18 protein-coding genes are annotated in these 19,585 nt (G+C 61.9%); 7 read left to right on the plus strand and 11 right to left on the minus strand.

Going from position 1 to position 19,585, the window contains the following annotated elements:
• Window positions 1-203 precede the first annotated feature (203 nt).
• The 7 genes from AB4O09_RS14120 to AB4O09_RS14150 all read right to left on the minus strand — a co-directional run bounded on the left by AB4O09_RS14120 (window position 204) and on the right by AB4O09_RS14150 (window position 6,605).
• Window positions 204-953, minus strand: coding sequence for an AraC family transcriptional regulator (locus AB4O09_RS14120; protein WP_060613920.1), 750 nt, complete (start codon window positions 951-953; stop codon window positions 204-206).
• 113 nt (window positions 954-1,066) lie between these two features.
• Window positions 1,067-2,323 (minus strand): NAD(P)/FAD-dependent oxidoreductase, encoded by a 1,257-nt coding sequence (locus AB4O09_RS14125; RefSeq protein ID WP_003202551.1) that lies wholly within the window; start codon window positions 2,321-2,323, stop codon window positions 1,067-1,069.
• On the minus strand, window positions 2,320-2,556 hold the full coding sequence (locus tag AB4O09_RS14130) for a 2Fe-2S iron-sulfur cluster-binding protein (protein WP_003202550.1): 237 nt from the start codon (window positions 2,554-2,556) through the stop codon (window positions 2,320-2,322). The genes AB4O09_RS14125 and AB4O09_RS14130 overlap by 4 nt, the downstream gene beginning before the upstream one ends.
• On the minus strand, window positions 2,549-3,664 hold the full coding sequence (locus tag AB4O09_RS14135) for an NAD(P)/FAD-dependent oxidoreductase (protein ID WP_114731232.1): 1,116 nt from the start codon (window positions 3,662-3,664) through the stop codon (window positions 2,549-2,551). Before AB4O09_RS14135 ends, AB4O09_RS14130 begins: the two co-directional genes overlap by 8 nt.
• On the minus strand, window positions 3,661-4,593 hold the full coding sequence (locus tag AB4O09_RS14140; RefSeq protein WP_305440673.1) for a 4-hydroxyproline epimerase: 933 nt from the start codon (window positions 4,591-4,593) through the stop codon (window positions 3,661-3,663). The genes AB4O09_RS14135 and AB4O09_RS14140 overlap by 4 nt, the downstream gene beginning before the upstream one ends.
• A gap of 112 nt (window positions 4,594-4,705) precedes the next feature.
• Window positions 4,706-5,377, minus strand: coding sequence for a GntR family transcriptional regulator (locus AB4O09_RS14145; RefSeq protein WP_013693520.1), 672 nt, complete (start codon window positions 5,375-5,377; stop codon window positions 4,706-4,708).
• Window positions 5,378-5,456: 79 nt separating this feature from the next.
• Window positions 5,457-6,605 (minus strand): MFS transporter, encoded by a 1,149-nt coding sequence (locus tag AB4O09_RS14150; protein WP_415239652.1) that lies wholly within the window; start codon window positions 6,603-6,605, stop codon window positions 5,457-5,459.
• Window positions 6,606-6,741: 136 nt separating this feature from the next.
• Here AB4O09_RS14150 and AB4O09_RS14155 point away from each other — a divergent pair, with 136 nt between their 5' ends.
• Window positions 6,742-8,133, plus strand: coding sequence for an aminotransferase-like domain-containing protein (locus AB4O09_RS14155; RefSeq protein WP_305440670.1), 1,392 nt, complete (start codon window positions 6,742-6,744; stop codon window positions 8,131-8,133).
• Between the two features lie 260 nt (window positions 8,134-8,393).
• Window positions 8,394-10,535, plus strand: coding sequence for a TonB-dependent siderophore receptor (locus AB4O09_RS14160; RefSeq protein WP_028236922.1), 2,142 nt, complete (start codon window positions 8,394-8,396; stop codon window positions 10,533-10,535).
• Window positions 10,536-10,601: 66 nt separating this feature from the next.
• On the opposite strand, the gene AB4O09_RS14165 is transcribed toward AB4O09_RS14160, so the two are convergent.
• Together AB4O09_RS14165 and AB4O09_RS14170 are read right to left on the minus strand one after the other, a co-directional pair.
• Window positions 10,602-11,336: an SDR family NAD(P)-dependent oxidoreductase gene (locus tag AB4O09_RS14165; RefSeq protein WP_460108362.1), complete on the minus strand. Its 735-nt coding sequence runs from the start codon at window positions 11,334-11,336 to the stop codon at window positions 10,602-10,604.
• Window positions 11,337-11,661: 325 nt separating this feature from the next.
• Window positions 11,662-11,868, minus strand: a complete 207-nt coding sequence (locus AB4O09_RS14170; protein ID WP_013693518.1) for a tautomerase family protein — start codon at window positions 11,866-11,868, stop codon at window positions 11,662-11,664.
• 128 nt (window positions 11,869-11,996) lie between these two features.
• Between AB4O09_RS14170 and AB4O09_RS14175 the strand changes: the two genes are divergently transcribed.
• A complete protein-coding gene (locus tag AB4O09_RS14175; protein ID WP_013693517.1) occupies window positions 11,997-12,920 on the plus strand; it encodes a LysR family transcriptional regulator in 924 nt (307 codons plus the stop codon).
• 215 nt (window positions 12,921-13,135) lie between these two features.
• On the opposite strand, the gene AB4O09_RS14180 is transcribed toward AB4O09_RS14175, so the two are convergent.
• The gene (locus tag AB4O09_RS14180; protein WP_003202535.1) at window positions 13,136-13,570 is read right to left on the minus strand and encodes a nuclear transport factor 2 family protein; all 435 of its coding nucleotides are present in this window, start codon (window positions 13,568-13,570) and stop codon (window positions 13,136-13,138) included.
• Window positions 13,571-13,790: 220 nt separating this feature from the next.
• On the opposite strand from AB4O09_RS14180, the gene AB4O09_RS14185 reads away from it, so the two are divergent.
• A complete protein-coding gene (locus AB4O09_RS14185) occupies window positions 13,791-14,693 on the plus strand; it encodes an ADP-ribosylglycohydrolase family protein (RefSeq protein WP_003202534.1) in 903 nt (300 codons plus the stop codon).
• Between the two features lie 640 nt (window positions 14,694-15,333).
• Entirely contained in the window at window positions 15,334-15,696 is a 363-nt protein-coding gene (locus AB4O09_RS14190; RefSeq protein ID WP_027911920.1) for a DUF6124 family protein, read from the plus strand.
• Between the two features lie 119 nt (window positions 15,697-15,815).
• Here AB4O09_RS14190 and AB4O09_RS14195 read toward each other — a convergent pair whose 3' ends face one another.
• Window positions 15,816-16,712, minus strand: coding sequence for a LysR family transcriptional regulator (locus AB4O09_RS14195; protein ID WP_003202532.1), 897 nt, complete (start codon window positions 16,710-16,712; stop codon window positions 15,816-15,818).
• Window positions 16,713-16,819: 107 nt separating this feature from the next.
• Here AB4O09_RS14195 and AB4O09_RS14200 point away from each other — a divergent pair, with 107 nt between their 5' ends.
• Window positions 16,820-18,217 carry an MFS transporter gene (locus AB4O09_RS14200; RefSeq protein WP_305440663.1) on the plus strand — a complete coding sequence of 466 codons (1,398 nt, stop codon included), beginning with the start codon at window positions 16,820-16,822 and terminating at the stop codon, window positions 18,215-18,217.
• On the plus strand, window positions 18,214-19,488 hold the full coding sequence (locus AB4O09_RS14205) for a glucarate dehydratase family protein (protein ID WP_305440661.1): 1,275 nt from the start codon (window positions 18,214-18,216) through the stop codon (window positions 19,486-19,488). The genes AB4O09_RS14200 and AB4O09_RS14205 overlap by 4 nt, the downstream gene beginning before the upstream one ends.
• Window positions 19,489-19,585 lie beyond the last annotated feature (97 nt).

A 19,585-nucleotide genomic window follows, 5' to 3' on the forward strand; every position in this document is an offset into this window, starting at 1 on the left:
ATATCGTATTGAGGATTTCGTATACGATATTAGATAAGCAATCGGCGTGCCCGTTTCTGGTTGAGGCGCAGTAATGTCACTGGAGGGCTGATCTAGAGGCTTTCATGCCGGGCGTTAACAAGCTGGGCGAGGAGGCGGTGCTGGGGCGGGGTGTTACAGATGGGAGCAATCACGGGGCTCGACGCCCCATCAGGGAACAAGAATCAGCGCTGATTTTCGCGATACTGGCTCGGCGAAAGGCTGGTCAGGGCCCGAAACTGGCGGCTGAAGGCGCTGTGGTCGGTGTAACCGCAGCGCAGGGCGATCTCGGTGATCGGCAAGTCTTTGTCGAGTAACAGCCGCGAGGCTTCTTCCAACCGTGCCTTGTGAATCATCTGCCGCGGCGTGAGCTGGAAGATGCGTTTGCAGTGCCGCTCCAGTTGCGCCACCGACAATTCGGCAATGGCGGTCAGCTCGGCGAGGCTGATGGGGCGGGCGAAGTGCTGCTTGATATGGGCATCCACCGCCGCCAGTTTGTGGAACGCCGGATGGCTCGATTGCGGCAGTTGCAGGTCGCGGGAAATGCCGGCCAGGCCGACGACCTGGCCGTCTGGATCGTGCAGGGCGAGCTTGTGGGTCAGGCACCAGACGGGCTGGTTGCCGTAATACAAATGCAGTTCGAGCTGGTCGGCCAACTCCCGCCCGCTGGCCAGCACCCGGCGGTCCTGTTCGGTGTACAGCGGGCCGAAGCGCTCGGGGAATACCTGTTCGGCGGTGAGGCCGAGCAGGTCGCCGCTGTGTTTGAAACCGCAGCGGCGGGCCAGGGTCTGGTTGACGAAGGCGTAGCGGGCCTGTTTGTCCTTGATGAAAAACACCACGTCCGCGAGGGTGTCCAGCAGAGGAGCGATGGGTTGCAGGCTGCGCAGCAGGGTGTCGAGGTCGCAGGGGGCGAAGGCGGTGAGCGAGGGGTACATGGCCGGCGTCGTCTTTTTTGTGGGAGCTATGGCGCAGTGTCAGTCGAAAATGTAGTGCCTGTCACGCCGCCATCGCGAGCAGGCTCGCTCCCACAGGGAAGTTGTTTTCGGGTTCAGGTGGGTGGGGTTTCTTCCAGGTTCAGCAAGGTTTCGATTCGCGCCGGGCTGAAGGGTGGGCGGGGTGTGGGCGGTGTCCAGCCGAACAGGTGTTCCAGGACAGCGCCGCACACTCGGCCCTGGCAGGCACCCATGCCGCAGCGGCTTGCCAGTTTTGCTTCGCGCCAGTTTTCATGGCCGACCAGTTCGCCGTACGGTACGTCTTCGCAGCGGCAGACCAGGGTATCGTTGCGGGCCAGGGTCTTGAGCCGTGGATCGAGGGCGAAGGCCTTGCTCAATGCCCCGGCGAAACTCTGCCAGCGTGCGCGGCGCGGCCACAGCTGCTGGGCGGCTGCGCTATTGCCAACCGCGGCGTGGCCGGCGATGGCGCCTTCCACCAGCGCCAGTTCGCTGCCGCCAAAACCGGTGCATTCCCCGGCGGCGTAATGTTCATGGCGAGTGGTCGCTTGCCAGGCGTCAACCGCCAGCGCCTGGTCTTCAACCGCGCAGCCCAGGGCCTGGCCTAATTGAGTATTGGGAATCAGCCCAAAGCCGCAGGCGAGCCGGTCGCAGGCCAATTCAATCGTCTTGCCTTGCTGATGCAGTCGCACACCCTCCAGCCGTTCCCGACCGAGCGCTTCCACCACATGGGTGTCGGTGCGGTAGTGCTGGTCGAACAGACTGAACGATTGGAAAAATTTGCCTGGCCAACGTGGCAGTTGCGCGGCGAAACCGACGACAGCGGTGCGGCTGGCCTGCTCGGCGATGCGCAGCACACGTGCACCTTGATGCTTCGCGGTGGCGGCGCCGGCCAACAGCAAGGGGCCGCTGCCGGCGATGACCAGCCGTTCGCCACGCACCGGCAAGCCACCTTTGATCAGCGCCTGCAAGCCGCCAGCACCGGTCACGCCGGGGAGTGTCCAGCCGGGAAACGGCAGCAACAACTCACGGGCACCGGTGCAGAGAATCAAGCGCTCGTAGCTGATCTGCCAGCCGCGCTCGGCATCTTCCACCAGCAAGGTTTTATCCGCCGCGCAGGCGATCACGCGGGTGCCGGCATGGCAGCGCACGTTGGCGCAGCTTTGCAGTTGCTCGCGCAGGCGTCGGGCGGCGCTGGGCAGGTTGGCCTGGGGCCCGTCGCGCCAGATCTGCCCACCGGGCAGCGGGTTGTCGTCCAGCAGCACGATGCGCGCGCCGCTGCTGGCTGCGGCGAGGGCGGCGGCCATGCCAGCGGGGCCGGCGCCGATGATCAGCAGGTCGGTGGTTTCGTTCATGGTCGGGTCTGCACCTGCATGCCGTCGTGGCACAGGGTCTGGCAGGCCAGGCGTCGACGGCCGTCGATCAACACCCGGCACTCCTGGCAGATACCCATGCCGCACAACGGCGCACGGCGCTGGCCGCTGACCGAGGTGCGACTGCAACCATCCGCGCCCAACGCCAATGCCGCCGCGACGCTGGTGCCGTTGGCGACGGACAGCGGGCGGCCGTCCAAAAACAAGTCAGGCATGGGCCGGTTCTCCCAAGAAACGCTGCGGCAGGTAAGGCTGCGCGGCCAGTGGTGGGGTTTCGTCGAACAGCTGTGCGACGAGCAGGTCGGCCGTTGCCGGCGCCGTTGTGACGCCCAGTCCTTCGTGACCCACCGCCAGCCACAGCCCTTGGCGCTGTGGATGTTGGCCCACCAGCGGTAAGCCGTCGGGGCTCGCTGCGCGAAAACCGGTCCAGGCCCTGATGCCGTTCAGATGCGCCAATCCTGGCAAGTATTCGACGGCGCGCTTGAGCATCTTCGCCAGCATCCAGCCTTCCACCTGCGGGTCAAGCGTGCCGAACTGCCGCGAGGCGCCGATGAACAATTGTCCGGTCGGGCGTGGCTGGATATTGCACGCCACCGACGGCCCGCTGGCGTTATGGGCGCTGGTTACATAACCCAGTTCCACCAGGGTGTGGGTGACGGTAGTGGGGTAGCGGTCGGTGATCAGCAAGTGGCCCTTCTTCGGCACGATCGGCAGTTCCGGGCATAATTCAGTGGCCTGGATGCCATTGGCGAGAATCACCGCTTCGGCGCTCAACCAGCGACCGTCGTCGAGGCGCACGCGATGACCGTCGACTTCGCTGACCTGCGCCCGTTGCTGGCGAATGTTCGGCGCGTCCAGCATCCAGCGCGCGGCCGCCGGGGCGTAGAGGATGCCGTCGCCCTTGATCAGCAGCCCACCTTCCAGCCCCGGACGCAGCTCGGGTTCACGCTGATGCAGCGCGGCGTGGCCGATCAGTTCGCAGGCTTCGCCATGGGCCAGCAGGTTCAGGTATTTGCTATGGGCCACCGCCATTTCTTCGGCATTGGCTGCCAGCCACAAGGTGCCGTTGTTGCGCCAGGCGCAGCCGTCGGGCAGGGCTGGGGCCAGTTCGCGCCAGCGTTGCAGGGAATATTGACTGAGGGCCAGTTCCGCCGGGTTGTCATCGAGCACCAGCAGGTGCCCCATGCCGGCCGCCGTGGCGCCGTGCCAACCGGCGTCCAGCACCAACACGTTGACGTTGCGTCGGGCCAATGCCTGGGCACAGGCTGCACCGATGATGCCCGCGCCGATGATGATCACGTCGGCGACATGGCCCTCGCTCACGGACGAATGCCCCAGGCGAACGGGTCATCCGCTTCGATGATCAGTGTGGTTTCGGCGCTGATGTAGGCGCGACCGCGAATGGTCGGCACGATGCGCTCGCCAGAGTGCTCATAGGAACCCTCGAACTCGCTGCCAATGACACTGGCCTGGCGCCAGATCTGGCCGGGTTGCAGTTTTCCATCGGCGGCCAGGCACGCCAGTTTGGCGCTGGTGCCGGTGCCGCAAGGGGAGCGGTCATAGGCCTTGCCCGGGCAGAGGACGAAGTTGCGGCTGTCGGCTTGCGGGTCGTCGGCAAACAGTTCGATATGGTCGATCAGGCCGCCGTCCCCGCCGCGAAAACCCTGCTGCTCCAAGGCTTGCTGCACGGCGTAGGTGTAGGCGGTCAACGCGTCGAGGTTATCGCCGGCCACGCGCTGACCATGTTCGGCGATCAGGAAAAACCAGTTGCCGCCCCAGGCCACGTCGCCCACCACCTGGCCGATGCCGGGCACTTCCAGGGTCAGGGCCTTGCGGTAACGGTAGGCCGGCACGTTGCGCACGCTGACCGAGCGGTCTTCGTGCAAGGTTGCCTGTACCGTGCCCACTGGGGTTTCGATGCTGTGCACGCCGGGGCCGATCCTGCCCAGGTGGGCCAGTGACGCCACCAGGCCGATGGTGCCGTGGCCGCACATGCCCAGGTAGCCGCTGTTATTGAAAAAGATCACGCCGGCACAGGCGCTCGGGTCCACCGGCTCACAGAGCAGCGCCCCCACCAGCACATCGCTGCCCCTCGGTTCGAGCACGCAGGCCGTGCGCCAGGCGTCGTGTTCCGTGGCCAGGCGTTGCTTGCGCTCGGCCATGCTGCCCTGGCCCAGGTCAGGAAAACCGTCGGTGACCAGTCGGGTCGGTTCGCCGCCGGTATGGGAATCGATCACGGTGATGCGTTTCATGGGAGGGCCACGTCCGTTCAGATGAGTGACGGCAAGCGTGGCCCGCGCCGGGGGGCGACGGCTTGATGGTTTTACCTGTCGCCGATGACGAAATCGGCACAGTGCCGATCCATCAATGGCTGGAAGGCAGGAACTTGAACAACGTCTCGCAGACCCCGGCGATGTGTTCGTCCAGCAGCTTCACCGCGTGCTCGACATCACCGGCGCGGCAGGCCTTGATGATTTCCCGGTGCTCGTGATCGGCGCGTTCCTTGCCCGCCGAAAGGCTCATTTGCATGCGCAAGTAGCGCTCCAGCTTGTCGTGCACCGAGCGGATCAGACTAACCATGAAGGGCCGTTGCGCCGGTTCGTAGAGGCAGGCATGCAGTTGCCAGTTCAGCTCGGCCCAGCGCCCGACGTCGTCTTCACCGACGAACTCCCGGCAGATGCTTTCGGCGCGGGCGAAGGTGGCTTCGGTCATGTTGGGAATCGCCAGGCGCAGCACTTTGTCTTCCAGCAGCATCCGCACTTCGAACATCTGCGCCAGCTCCGCCTCGGAAATGCGCGTCACCATCGCCCCACGATTGCGCTGGAACATCACCAGGCCCTCGGCCTCCAGGCGCTTGAGGGCTTCGCGCACGGGGATCTTGCTGACGTTGAACTGCCGGGCGATGTCATCCTGGCGAATGGGCTCGTCCTCGGCAAAGTGCCCGGCCACGATGGCATCGCGCAGGTGGCGGGTGATGATTTCCGAGGTGGAAGGGGTGTTGCCCAGGTCAGGCAGGTTGAACTTGGATAAAGTCACGGCGGCGGGTCGTTCGGCTTAGGTGGGGATATGGTATACGACTTTGCCGGGATGGTCCTTGGAGCAGGCGATGAAGCAGTCAAGGGTCCGAAACTGTGGCGAGGATCCGCCATCCGGTGATAGACGCCCCCGCCAGCAGCGCCAGGCCGAACACGATCAACGCCACATCAGCGCCGAAATGATCGGCCAGCAACCCGGTCACCACCACCGGGATGCTGAACCCGACATAGGCGAACAGGAAGAACCCGGCGCTGACCCGGGCCTTTTCCGTGCCGGCCATGGCCGTGATGGCTGACAACCCGCCCAGGTACAGGAAACCGTAGCAGGCGCTGCTGGCGCCCAGTGCTCCGAGCAACACGGCGAGCAGGGAGCCGGCGCTCGCGCCCCAGGCCAGCAACGCATAGCTCGCGGGCAGGATCAGCAGACCCAAGCCCGTCGCCCTGGCCGGTTGCATGCGCCGAACCCAGGGCTGGAAGAGCAAGCCGCAACTGATGACCGTGAAGGTCGACAGGCCAGACCAACGCTGCAAATCATGGGTCGCCAGCACCGACGGCAATATGGCGATGACCAGGCCCGAGGTCGCCCAGGCCAGCAGCATGGAAAAACTGTAGGGCAGGCTGCCGGCGGGAAACAACGGCAGGCGCAGCAGCGGAGCGTCTTTGATTTTCAACGCCGGGTCCGGTAGCCGCCAGACCACGACGATCGCCATGGCAGCCAACATCAGCTGCAGCCAGAAGCTGCCGGGCGTGGCGCTGTGATGGACGAACAGGAACAGACTGGTCAACGCCGCGCCCAGGCCAAAGCCCAGGGAAGTGCTGGCGGTGACCCGGTTGGCCGGCGAGCGGGGATCGCGGGTTGCCATTAGCTCGGCCATATAGGCGGTTGATGTGGCCGAGGCCAGCCCTGTGCCGACCCCCATCATCAGGCGCGCCACGCCCAGCGCTTCCAGGCTCGGCCAGAGCAGTGTCACCAGCGTCGCCAGCATCGACAGCCCGAGGGCGACCAGGATCAACGGTTTGCGTCCCACCCGGTCGGCCAGCCCGCCAAACGCCAGCAGAACCGGTAGTACGCCCAGCACATAACCGGAAAACGCCACCGCCGTGGCGCCGGCCCCGTAGCCTGACAACTGCGCGTAGGTGGTGTACAGCGGTGCCTGCAGGTTGACCGCAAGGGTGATCAGGCAAAGGCCGAAAGCCAGCCCCCAGGAATGTCGATGCGATGGGTTCAAGGGTGTTCCTTAAAGGGTGTGCATGAAGTCCCGGGGACTATCTCTGCCGGGCACCGCGCAAACAAGGAACAGGTCCAGGCCATTTGTGCTTAACTGTTCGCTAAAAATTCGAGAACACTTAGCCAAGAGTGCAGCCGTGGACCTGAAGATCGATCGCAACGTTGCCGAACCCGTGATCCGGCAGCTCGTGACGCACCTCATGGGCTGGATCAACGCCCATGGCATCCGCCCCGGCGCGCGCATGCCATCCATTCGCCAACTGGCCCGGGAAAACGGCCTGAGCCAGTCGAGCGTGATCAAGGCCTATGACCAACTGGTCGCCAACGGGGTGCTGGAGTCTCGACATGGCGCGGGTTTTTTTGTCGCGCAGCAGTTGGTCCGACCCGTGGAGCCGGAGCCCGAAACGGATAACGCGCGGTGGCGGTTGTTCGACAATGAATCGACGCAGCTCAAGCTCGGTTGCGGCTGGCTGCCCGACGCCTGGCGCGACGACACCGACCTGGGCCAGGCGATCCGCCAAGTGGTGCGCAGCGACAACCACGCGTTGTTCAACTACAGCACCCCGTTGGGCTCGCCTCATCTGCGCCTGCACATTCAAAAGCGCCTGGGCCTGATCGATATTCATGTCGATCCGGCGCAAATCATTACCACCCAAGGTGCCAGCCAGGGCCTCGACCTGCTGGTGCGGACCCTGCTCAAGCCCGGTGACCTGGTGCTGGTGGAAAGCCCCGGCTACTACAACCTGTTCAATCTGCTGAAGCTGCATGGGGTCAAGACCGTGGCGGTGCCGAGAACCGCGCAAGGCCCGGACATCGCCCGCCTGGAACAGCTTCTCGGCGAGCATAAGCCTTCGTATTTCTTCATCAACAGCATGTATCAGAACCCCACCGGCACCAGCCTGGCGCCGAGCGTCGCCTATCGTCTGCTGCAACTGGCAACGGCCCATGACTTTCGCCTCATCGAGGACGACATCTACGCCGATTTCCAGAACGGTCCGACCTCGCGCCTGGCCTCCCTGGATGCCCTGGACCGGGTGATCTACCTGGCGAGTTTTTCCAAGACGCTGTCCAGTTCGCTGCGCGTCGGCTACGTGGTCGCCCATCCCGAGATCATCCAGCGCCTGGCCGAAGTCAAGATGATTACCGGCATCGGTTGTTCGCTGCTGGCTGAAAACGTGGTGGCGACGTTGCTGGCCAACGGTGCCTATCGCAAGCTGATCCAGCGCTTGCGCCAGCGCCTGAACAAGCAGATGGCAAGTACGCTGCGCCAACTGGACCCGGCCCACTGGGAGGTATTTGCCGAGCCGATGGGGGGCTTGTTCGTCTGGGCCAGGCCTCGGTGCCTGGCGGCACAACGGGTGCAGCAGATCGCCCGAGAGCTGCAGATCCAACTGTCCCAAGGCTCGACGTTCCTGCCCCAGGGCGAGGCGTGCGACTGGTTGCGGTTGAACGTGGCTTATACCCAGGATCATCGTGCGCAGGTGTTCTTCCAGCGGGTGGAGCAGGAGTCGATTGCGGCGGGCCAATAGGGTATGGGGGGATTGTTCTGGCGCCATCGCGAGCAAGCTTTGCTCCCACAGGGGAGGGCCGGGGCCAGTCACAAGACTTGTACCCACTGAAGATCTCTGTGGGAGCAAAGCTTGCTCGCGATAGCGGACTAAACGGTCACAAAAAAATCACAGTGTTAATGGGAATAAATATCAAACAGGAATGAGTTGTTGTATCTTTCGCGACACATTCTTGTCAGCCTCCAGATGTGGTGGCTTTTTTCCATTAGGATTGTGCATCGATGCGTCGGATTCTCGTTTCACTGTGTGTGCTCCAGGCTTACTCCGTTTCCACCTGGGCAGAAGAGCCAATCCCTGCCAAGCCGGCCTCCCTTGAGTTGCAAGCCACGGATATCGTGGGTAATGCCGACTATGAATCAGCACAGGGCCCGGTGAAGGGCTATCACGCCACCCGTTCGGCCAGCGCCACCCGTACCGACACGGCGATCCATGAAACCCCGCAATCCATTTCCGTGGTGTCTCGCGACGTTGTCGAAGACCTCGGCGCCACGCGCCTGCAGGACGCCCTCGATTACGCTGGCGGGGTCGGCCGGGGCAACAACTTCGGCGGCCAGGGCCTGACCACCTTCACCGTACGCGGCTTCACCACTGGGGAGTTCTACCGCAACGGCTTCCCGATCAACCGTGGCTACCCGAACATGCCGGACGCCAACACCATCGAGCGGCTGGAAGTCCTGCGCGGCCCGGCCACCATGCTCTATGGCCGTGGCGACCCGGGCGGCACCTTCAACGTGGTGTCCAAGCAGCCGTTGGCCGAGCGCACGGTGACCCTGGGCAGCCAGGTCAGCGACCAGGGGATGCGTCGCGGTACGCTGGACGCCTCCGGTCCGTTGGATGAAGAAGGGCGCCTGGCTTATCGCCTGAACGTGATCGGCGAGGGCGGCGACACGTTCCGCGACCACGTCGAGACCGAGCGCTACGGCATCGCGCCGGTGGTGAGCTGGCAGGTCAACGACACCACGCGCCTGACCTTCGAAGGCGATTTCATGCGCAACAATGCGCCGCTGGACCGTGGCGTGACCCATTACGCCGGCCAGCGCGGCACCGCGTCGCGCGATACGTTCTTTGGCGAAAAAGACGCCGGCAAGTTGCATAACGACAACAACATGCTGCAGGTGCGTTTCGAGCACATGCTCAACGACGACTGGACCCTGGCCGGCGGTACCCAGTGGCTCGACGGCACCTTGCAGGGCAATGCCATCGAAGGCAATGGCATCGCCGCCGATGGGCGTACCCTGGGTCGCAACTTCAACTACCGCAAATTGGAATGGACCGACCGCGACACTCAGCTCAACCTCACCGGGCATTTTTCCACTGGCGGGTTCGAGCACACGTTGCTGACGGGTATCGAGTATGAAGACTACGACTACCAGTCCATTATCCAGCGCTCCTCCGGCGCTGTCGGGGCCTACCCGATCGATATCTTCGACCCGGTGTATGGCCAGCCACGCCCGGCGTTGACGCGCACGCCCACAAATGACCAGGAAAATCTGAAGACGTTTGGTGTATTCGTCCAGGATCAGGTGGCGCTGACTGAGCGCTTGAAGCTGTTGGCCGGGGCGCGTTTTGAGCGTTTCGAGCATGAGTACGAGAGTTTCGTCCCCCAGAACCCGCCCGGTAGCCGGAACTGGAACGTCACCGACAGCGCCGTCACCCCGCGCCTGGGTGTGATCTACGACTTGACCGACACCGTGGCTGTCTACGCCAACACTGCCCGCTCGTTCAAACCCAACAGCGGTGCCAGTCGCGAAGGTGGCGGGTTCAAGCCGGAAGAGGGCAAGTCCTACGAAATGGGCGTCAAGTGGGAAGCGCTGGATCGCCAGTTGAGCGTCGATGCGGCGGTTTACCAGATCGAAAAACGTAACGTGCTCACCACTGACCCGGTGGACTCCACCTTCAGCGTGGCCGCCGGCGAAGTGCGCAGCCGTGGTTTCGACCTGAACGTGGCGGGCAATTTGACGCCGGAGTGGCGCGTGATCGGTGGTTACGCCTATGTGGATGCCGAAGTGACCAAGGACATCAATATCCCGTCCGGCACTCGCTTGCTCAACGTGCCCAAGAACACCTTCAGCCTGTTGAACGTCTACGAGTTCCAGGATGGTGGTCTTAAGGGCCTTGGCCTGGGAGTGGGTGCCAAGTACGTTGATGAACGGGCCGGCCAGACTGCGGCGAATGCGTTCTCCATGGACAGCTACACCGTTGTGGACCTGCTCGGCTACTACAAGGTCAACGAGCGGATCCGCCTCAACCTGGACCTGAAGAACCTGTTCGACGCCGACTACGAAGAAGGCGCTTTCGGTAACGTCTATGCCTATCCAGGCGCACCGCGGACCGTGCAGGCTGGCATCTCCTACACGCTCTGAATCCAATGCGTCATGAAAACCCCGAAGGTCCTGCCTTCGGGGGTTTTCTTTTTACCACTTGCCTCTTTACCACTTGCCTGTGCTCATCCCGCCGTCCACCGGCAGTATCGCACCAGTCGTGAAATCGGCGCCCGCCAGGTACAACACGGCCTCGGCAATTTCCTCGACGGTGCCCACGCGACCGGCCGGGGCCAGGTTGTCGAGAAATTCGCGGTGCGCCGGGTCGTGCATGGGCGTGTCGATGATGCCGGGGGCGACCGCGTTGACCTTGATGTTGTGGGGCGACAGTTCCAGGGCCAGGGCGCGGGCCATCTGGTTGACGCCGCCCTTGATCAACACCGGCAGAGCGGCCGGCACCTGGATGTTCGATTGCAGGGCCACGGCGGCTGAAATGTTGATGATGAAGCCTTGCTGGCGCCCGATCATGTGCGCGGCAGCAGCCTGGCTGGCGTAGACCAGCCCCTTGAGGTTGGTGTCCAGCAGCGCGTCCAGGTCCTGGGGGCTGTATTCGACGAAGGGTTTTGGCAGGAAGAAACCGGCGTTGTTCACCAGCCCGTCAACGGCGCCAAACGCCGCGACGGCTTGGCTGATGAGGGCGGTTGAAGTGGCCGGGTCAGCGATGTCGCCGGCCACGCCGATGAAACCCGCCGGGTGGCCGAGCTCGGCGGCGGCAGTGTCCAGGCCGGAAGGGGAGCGGGCATTGCCCACCACGTTATACCCCCGGGCCAGGAACGCCTTGACCAAACCCAGGCCGATCCCGCTGGAAGCGCCGGTGATGATGACGGTTTTGTTGAGGCTCATGATTGACTCCTGATCACATTGAGTTGAACCGGTGCGCCTGTGTTGGCGGTGGTTGAGTTCAGGGTATTGATGCGCCAGGGTTTGATAAATAAGGCTTCTGGTACTTGAGTTGATACGTCATGTAATCAATGGCCGGGGCCACACATACCCCCGGTGGACCCCTGTGGGAGCGAGCTTGCTCGCGATGGCGTCAGGCCAGTCGGTATTGATGCTGACTGACACACTGCTATCGCGAGCAAGCTCGCTCCCACAGGATTGTCAGGCAGTCCGGTTGGCAGGCAGAAAAAAGCCCGGTCAGTTGGACCGGGCTCGAAAGGGCAGAGCGTTATTCCTTCGGAAGACTTCGATACGCTGTCGTCGTCATCCCCGCGTACCCCCAGTTATCGGTGTCGACTTCCTCGATCACGATATGGGTCAAGTGCGGGTCCTTGCCCAACACGCGCTGGAGGGTTTCGGTGATTTCGGAAATCACCTGGGCTTTCTGTTCCCGGGTGACGCCGTCTCGGGTAATTCGCACATTGACGAAAGGCATGTTGCACTCCTGCTGCTGAGAAAGTGCGCAGGAAGAATCCCACGCCGTTGAGGGCCCACTGTATTTATATGCCGCAGACTGATAAACAGGCCTTTGGAAACTTCAGTTGATACGCGGTGTAATGAATCATGAAGCGTCATTTCGAAGACCTGCAGTTGGGCAGCATAGAACTGTTCTGCCTGGCGGCGGAGGCGGGTAGCTTCACAGCGGCGGCGCAGTTGGCGGGGGTTACCCCGGCGGCGGTGAGTCGCTCGATCTTTCGCCTGGAAGAGCGCCTGGGCTCACGGCTTTTCGTGCGCACCACCCGCAGCATTCGCCTGACGGAAGCCGGCAAGACCTATTTCGAGCAATGCCGCCAGGCGTTGACGCAACTGGTCGAGGCACAACAGGAAATGATGGGCGCGCAATCGGTGCCGTCCGGGCAACTGCGCATCAGCCTGCCCACCACCTACGGTCATCACCGCATCCTGCCCTTGCTGCCGGCCTTCCGGGCGCTGTACCCGCAAGTCAGCGTGGACTTGCACTTGAGCAATCGAAACATCGATTTCGTCGCCGAAGGTTATGACCTCGCCATCCGGGTGCGGGCCCAACCCGACTCGTCGATGATCGCCCGGCTGCTGGAAGACGCAAAACTGGTGGTGGTCGCGTCCCCGGATTACTTGCGCAAGGTCGGCACGCCGCAGGTCCTCGAAGACCTGGACGAGCACGAATGCATCCAGTTCGAATTGCCCAGCAGCGGGCGACGGATTTCCTGGTTGTTCAATGTCGAAGGCAAGGAAAAGGAGGTGTTCGGCGAAGGGGGTTACTGTTGTTCGGACGATGTGCTTGGTGGCGTGACACTGGCCAAGCATGGTGCCGGTTTGTTCCAGACTTACAAATTCATCGTCGAACAGGAGCTCGCCAACGGGCAGTTGGTGGAGGTGCTTGCGCCTTTCGCGGGTCGCTCACGTCCGTTTACCTTGCTCTATCCTCACGGCCGGTACGTACCGCAGCGGGTGCGTGCTTTTGTGGATTTTTTGCTGCAGTACCGGGAGCAGTGGGCCGCGGATTGAGGGGAAAAAACTACCGGTGAGGGGAGCAAACCGTCATGTGATTTTTAAGGCTGAAAATACATATCGATCGTTCCCACGCTCCTGCGTGGGAATGTCGCCAGGGACGCTCCGCGTTCCGCTTCTGGAGTGTGACGCAGAGCGTCACGGGATGCATTCCCACGCAGAGCGTGGGAACGATCAAAAACAGATATCTCGTGGACCCGGTCAACCCGCTATCAGAACCGAAACGCCTGACGACCGATCAGCAGCCACTTGCCATTCTTCTGCTTCTGCCAGATCTGGAAGTTCTCGATTTCCGTTGGCACCACCTCAGTGCCCTTGAGCGCCTGGGCCGAGAAGTGGTTGCGCACCAGCGCCACATCACCGGACAAGGTGATTTTCTGGTTCTGCATTTCCAGGGTCTTGAACGCACTCTTGCCCGTTTCAATGTCGGCGATGAAGGCTTTCTTGTCCTGGATGTTGCCGCTGGAGTGGCCGTAGGTCAGGTTTTCGGCAGCCAGTGCCTGGAGTTGTGGGATGTCTTTGTGCAGCATGGCTTGGGTCAGGTGGTCGACGGCCTGGGCCACTTCCTGCTCGGCCGATGAAGTGGCTGCCGCTGCGTAGCCGCTGAACAGGCACAAGAAGCTGATGACCAATGTGGCTTTTTTCATGGGGATTTCCTTATTTTTGTAGGTATCGGAAGCGCGAGCGATTATTGGCTCGTCGGTCATCGTACAACTTGTTTTGAGATGGGGGAACAGCTGAGCGAGTGTGCGTTGCGTTTTCGATAAAAAAGATTGCGATCAGGTTCCTTGGGCATGCTCAGCCGTTATCATCTCGCTGGTTGTACGCCGCTCCTGCGCGGACGAACTCGCAACAGAAGGAATCAGGATGTCCTCGACACTTTCAGACCGCTATCGCGGATGCTTACTGGGCTTGGCATGTGGTGACGCCGTTGGCACTACTGTTGAATTCCAGCCACGCAATACCTTTACCCCTGTGACCGACATGGTCGGTGGCGGCCCCTTCAGTCTCAAGCCTGGCCAATGGACCGATGACACATCGATGGCTTTGTGTCTGGCTGAGAGCCTGTTGCAAAAGCGTGGTTTTGATGCGGCTGATCAAATGGGCCGATACCTCAATTGGTGGCATTGGGGTTATCTGAGTTCCACTGGTGATTGCTTTGACATTGGTATGACCGTTCGCGGTGCACTGGAACGCTATCAGTCCCATGGCGACCCATTCGCGGGGGATACCGCTGCTGATACGGCTGGCAATGGCTCGCTTATGCGACTGGCACCGGTCGTGCTGTTCTTTTATCCGGATCGCGAACGCATCCGCGATTTTGCGGCTCTGAGTTCACGCACAACCCATGGGGCAACAGAGGCGGTGGAGTGTTGCCAGGTGTTGGCCGATGTCATTGCCAACGCATTGACCGGTGCTTCAAAGGCGGATGTGTTGCGTGTGGCGTCCGAGCAACTGACCGAGGCCAAAGTGATAGCGCTCGCCCAAGGGGCCTATCAGGGAAAAGGTCGTAGTGATGTGTCAGGCACTGGTTATTCGGTGGCTTCCTTGGAAGCAGCGCTGTGGTGCTTTCATCAGACGGACAGTTTCACCGATGCGGTGCTGGCCGCGACGAACCTGGGCGACGATGCTGACACCACCGCTGCCATTGTCGGTCAGGTGGCGGGGGCATTTTATGGCGTGCAGGCTATTCCCTCCGATTGGTTGCAGAAATTGTGGATGCGACAGGAGATTGAAGCCATGGCGGATGCGCTTCACTTGCAGGTCTGAGCCGCTTTTCAAGTAGTGATTTACCGTTCACCACTACCCTGTGAGTCCAATCGGTCTATGAGGAACCGCAGGAAAATATCGGGCAAGGTGCCATTTGATAACGCAACAAGTTGTAGCCGGTCAACTGTAGGAAAATTCCCCAAAGCATCCGCCAACGTATTATCTACGGCATGACCTCGTTTAATATCGATGAGGCCAAAGCGTCCCGTAATGCACTGTATTTACACCAATACAGCCCCAAGAAATAACGAAGAAAAATCGCCCCGTTTAATTGCCATAAACATATCCAGCTCGACACGTTTAAATACATTCCACATTACGCTCTAAAGGCTACGAGACCTTGCGTCCTTACTTACGCATGCGTCAGAATCCGCCGGCTTGTGCGCTTTGCCCCTGGCCTCTATCGTTGACCTGCCACTGCCCATCAGTGGTCGGGTTTAGTCGCCCATCAGGTTTGGTAAGGTGCTTGAGCACCGTTCAGTCAGGTTATTTATATTCCTGCACTAAATGGTGGTTGTGCGCAGGGCGCCCTCGGGCGCGCCGGGTTTTACCAATTCCTACCGGTCGACTAACCTGCGTACAGCCGCCACCCTTCTTTTAGTCGAGAACGGTTGCAGCTCCAATGTAGGAATTGTCACTTATGTTCAAAGTAACTCCCAACCCCCCGGATATCGACTCGGTACTCTACGGCGACTCTCTCGACCCTGAAAAGTTGAAAGAGGCGGCAGACCGCGCGCTCAAGCACTACCTGAACCCCGGGGCAACGAAAACGCAGGTACAGCCCCGCAAGCCCAGCACGATCTTCACCATCGACGCAGCGGTGGATGACGAGACGTTGCTCGTTGAGGCGTGCGAATCCTTGGCATCCGCCAGCGTGATGGTCAGCGACCTCACCGATTTGACGGACGGCCCAAGACGCCAAACGATGCTGGTGCTGCAACGGGTCATCATGTTGGGTGAGCTAGCGGTCAATCGAGTACTGGATAACCACAAGCCTGGGTAGTCGCCAGGCAGTGTTGTGGGGGGCGCCGCAAGCGCCCTCACAACCTAAGTCCGCGAAGCTCGGTGGAACGTTGGGTTCCGTCAGGCACTGCCAACCGCATGGGCCTTGTTGCTCCGCCTTCACAAGCCTTCCCGAACCGCCCCCCGAATCCCTTCCAGCAACATGGTGAACGCGGGGTTGTCGTTATCCTCGCGCCACACCAGGTGCAATTCGCTTTGCACCCCTTCGCCCAGGTCGATCTCGCGAAACACCACCTGCTTGAACACCACGCTGCTGGCGCAACGCGGCACCAGTGCCAGGCCCATGCCGGCGTTGACCAGCGCCAGGATCGTCAGCGACGACCCCAGCCATTGTACGAATTGCGGCGCGACCCGGGCCGAGCGCAGCATGCCGGTGAGCAGTTCGTTGAAGGGCGGGTAGGCGGCGTGGGAGTACATGAGGAACGGTTGGGCGTCCAGATCCTGGACGCTCACGGTCTCGGCGCTGGCCAGCGGATGCCCGGCAGGCACCGCCAGCACGAAGGGTTCGCGCACCAGGCATTCGGTGGCATAGCCGGTCTCCAGCAGTGGCGAGCGGACGATGCCCAGGTCGATGCGCCGGGCGCGCAGGGCTTCGTGCTGCTGGTAGGTATTCATCTCTGCCAGGACGATTTTGACCTGGGGCTGTTTCAGCCGGGCCTCGGCAATCACCTTGGGCAGAAACTCGTATACCGCGCTGCCGACGAAGCTGATGGTCACCGAACCGATGTCGCCCTGGGCATAGCGCCGGGCAGCGATGGCAGCTTGTTGGGCCTGTTCCAGCAGGTTCTGCGCTTCGATGAAAAACGCCCGGCCGGCGGCCGTGAGCGCCACGCTGCGGGTGCTGCGGGTGAACAGCTCGACGCCCAGGTGGTGCTCCAGCAATTGGATCTGCCGGCTCAGCGGTGGCTGGGTCATGTTCAGGCGTTCGGCGGCGCGACGGAAGTTGAGTTCGGTCGCCACGGTGGTGAAGCAGCGTAGCTGGGCCAGTTCAAACATTGATTCAATCCAGGTATCAATCAAGTGCCAAGTTAGATTAGACGGGAACAATCCGCTGCGTCCATCATCGTCCCGTTCCCCACAAAAATAATGATCGGGAGGCACCCTTGAATAACGTAACGGACTCCACCCATGACAGCACCCTGGCGCTCGCGGCGGCCAAGGTCAAACGTCATGTCCTGCCGCTGGTGGTGGTGATGTTCATCGTCAACTACATCGACCGGGTCAACATCGGCTTCGTGCGCAGCCACCTGGAAACCGACCTGGGCATCGGCGCAGCGGCCTACGGGCTCGGTGCCGGGCTGTTCTTCGTCGGCTACGCACTGTTTGAAGTGCCGTCGAACATGCTGTTGCAACGCTACGGCGCGCGGGCCTGGCTGACACGCATCATGTTCACCTGGGGCGCGGCGGCGATGGCCATGGCCTTTGTGCGCGGCGAGACCAGTTTCTATGTGCTGCGCTTCATCCTCGGCGCGGCGGAGGCGGGGTTCTTTCCCGGCATCATCTACTACTTCACCCAATGGCTGCCCGCCAACGAGCGCGGCAAGGCGATGGCGATCTTCCTCAGCGGCTCGGCCATCGCCTCGGTGATTTCCGGCCCGGTGTCCGGCGCCTTGTTGAATGTCAGCGGGATGGGCCTGCATGGCTGGCAGTGGATGTTCCTGATCGAAGGTTTCGCCTCCATCGTGCTGTGCGGGTTTGTCTGGTTCTGGCTGCAGTCGCACCCGAGCCAGGCAAAATGGCTGAGCGCTGGAGAGAAAACCGTATTGATCGCGGCCATCGCCGAAGAGCAACGGGCCCGGGAAGCGGCCCAGGTGGTCAAGCCGTCGATGTTCAAATTGTTGGCCGACCGGCAGATCGCGCTGTTCTGTTTCATCTACTTTTCCATCGCCCTGACCATCTACGGTGCCACGTTCTGGCTACCGAGCATGATCAAGAAAATGGGCAACCTGGGGGATTTCCAGGTTGGTTTGCTCAACTCCATTCCATGGATCATTTCCATCATCGCGATGTACGGCTTTGCTGCCCTGGCCGGCAAATGGAAATTCCAACAGGCCTGGGTCGCGGTGACGCTGGTGGTCGCCGCGTTCGGCATGTTCATGTCCACCACCGGCGGGCCGATCTTTGCTTTCGTGGCGATCTGTTTTGCGGCGATCGGTTTCAAGGCGGCGTCGGCGTTGTTCTGGCCGATTCCCCAGGGCTACCTGGATGCGCGCATCGCGGCGGCGGTGATCGCCTTGATCAACTCCATCGGTAACCTCGGCGGCTTTGTCGCGCCGACGGCCTTCGGTTTCCTGGAGCAGACCACCGGTTCCATCGAGGGCGGCCTGTATGGGTTGGCCGCCACTTCGCTGGTCGCCGCCGTGGTGATCTTTTTCGCCCGCACCGCACCGAAGCGCGATACCCCGAACTCACTGTCCGGCCGGCCTGAAACCGCTGTCGAAGCCGATCAGTCGCAACCCCCTCAAGCTTTGAAACCTGGCCCAACGGGAGCCGCTGTATGAAGATCAAACGCGTCACCGTCACACCCATCGCTTTTCGCGATCCACCTTTGCTCAACGCCAGCGGCATCCATGAGCCGTTCGCGTTACGCTCGATCATCGAGATCGAGAGCGACAACGGTTACATCGGCCTCGGGGAGAGTTACGGCGATGCCCCGGCCCTGGCGATCCAGCAGCAGTTGCAAAGCCAGTTGATCGGCCTGGATCCGTTCAACCTCAACCAGTTGCGGGCCATCGTCCAGGCGACCGTCGCCGCGCAGAAACCGGTCAGCATCGCCGGTGCCGAACTGGCGCCGGGTTCCCACGCGAGCAAGGCGGTGAGCAATGCCTATTCGGCGTTCGAAGTGGCTTGCCTGGATTTGCAGGCCCATTACCTGAACGTGCCGCTGGTGGACCTGCTGGGCGGCGCGATTCGCGACGAGATTCCGTTCAGCGCCTACCTGTTTTTCAAGTACGCCGAGCACATCGACTCGCCGTACCCACCCGACAGTTGGGGCGAGGCGCTCAACGAAGAGCAGATCGTCGCCCAGGCTCGGCGGATGATCCAGGACTATGGCTTCAAGAGCATCAAGCTCAAGGCCGGCGCCCTCGATCCGGAGCATGAAGTCGCCTGCATCAAGGCGCTGAAACGGGCGTTTCCCGGCTACCCGTTGCGCATCGATCCCAATGGCAACTGGTCCCTGGAAACCTCGATTCGCATGGCCGAGCTGCTGGGGGATGACCTGCAGTATTACGAAGACCCGACGCCGGGGCTTGAGGGCATGGCCGAGCTGCACAAACGCACGGGGCTGCCGCTGGCGACCAATATGGTGGTCACCGATTTCGATGAGTTTCGCCGCAGCGTGGCGCAGGACAGCGTGCAGATCGTGTTGGCCGACCACCATTATTGGGGCGGCCTGCGCGACACCCAGGCCTTGGCGAAAATGTGCAGCACCTTCGGCCTGGGTGTGTCGATGCATTCGAACTCGCACCTGGGCATCAGCCTCATGGCCATGGCCCACGTGGCGGCCGCGGTGCCGAACCTGGACTACGCCTGTGACACCCATTACCCGTGGCAGGAGCCGGATGAAGAAGTGATCAAGGGCGGCAAGCTGCCGATTGTCGACGGCTGCGTGAAGATCACCCGCGCGCCGGGCCTGGGATTGGAACTGGATCGGGATCAACTGGGCAAGCTGCATGAGCAGTTCCTCAGTTGCGGCATCCGCCAGCGCGACGATGTGCGGCAGATGCAGCGTTACCGGCCGGACTGGAAGACCGTCAAGCCGCGGTTCTGAGGAGACAGCGAGGGGCCTGCTGCGCAGGCCAGCGGGAGCAAGGCCTGTGGGAGTAAGGCCTGTGGGAGTAAGGCCTGTGGTAGCAAGGTCTGTGGTA

This window comes from Pseudomonas sp. H1_F01 (genome assembly GCF_054681425.1).

Coding starts and splice junctions, on each gene's coding strand:
- AB4O09_RS14175 (WP_013693517.1), top strand. CDS start 11,997: ATGAAGCGTCATTTCGAAGACCTGCAGTTGGGCAGCATAGAACTGTTC.
- AB4O09_RS14125 (WP_003202551.1), bottom strand. CDS start 2,323: ATGAACGAAACCACCGACCTGCTGATCATCGGCGCCGGCCCCGCTGGC.
- AB4O09_RS14195 (WP_003202532.1), bottom strand. CDS start 16,712: ATGTTTGAACTGGCCCAGCTACGCTGCTTCACCACCGTGGCGACCGAA.
- AB4O09_RS14140 (WP_305440673.1), bottom strand. CDS start 4,593: ATGAAACGCATCACCGTGATCGATTCCCATACCGGCGGCGAACCGACC.
- AB4O09_RS14130 (WP_003202550.1), bottom strand. CDS start 2,556: ATGCCTGACTTGTTTTTGGACGGCCGCCCGCTGTCCGTCGCCAACGGC.
- AB4O09_RS14160 (WP_028236922.1), top strand. CDS start 8,394: ATGCGTCGGATTCTCGTTTCACTGTGTGTGCTCCAGGCTTACTCCGTT.
- AB4O09_RS14205 (WP_305440661.1), top strand. CDS start 18,214: ATGAAGATCAAACGCGTCACCGTCACACCCATCGCTTTTCGCGATCCA.
- AB4O09_RS14170 (WP_013693518.1), bottom strand. CDS start 11,868: ATGCCTTTCGTCAATGTGCGAATTACCCGAGACGGCGTCACCCGGGAA.
- AB4O09_RS14180 (WP_003202535.1), bottom strand. CDS start 13,570: ATGAAAAAAGCCACATTGGTCATCAGCTTCTTGTGCCTGTTCAGCGGC.
- AB4O09_RS14120 (WP_060613920.1), bottom strand. CDS start 953: ATGTACCCCTCGCTCACCGCCTTCGCCCCCTGCGACCTCGACACCCTG.
- AB4O09_RS14190 (WP_027911920.1), top strand. CDS start 15,334: ATGTTCAAAGTAACTCCCAACCCCCCGGATATCGACTCGGTACTCTAC.
- AB4O09_RS14185 (WP_003202534.1), top strand. CDS start 13,791: ATGTCCTCGACACTTTCAGACCGCTATCGCGGATGCTTACTGGGCTTG.
- AB4O09_RS14165 (WP_460108362.1), bottom strand. CDS start 11,336: ATGAGCCTCAACAAAACCGTCATCATCACCGGCGCTTCCAGCGGGATC.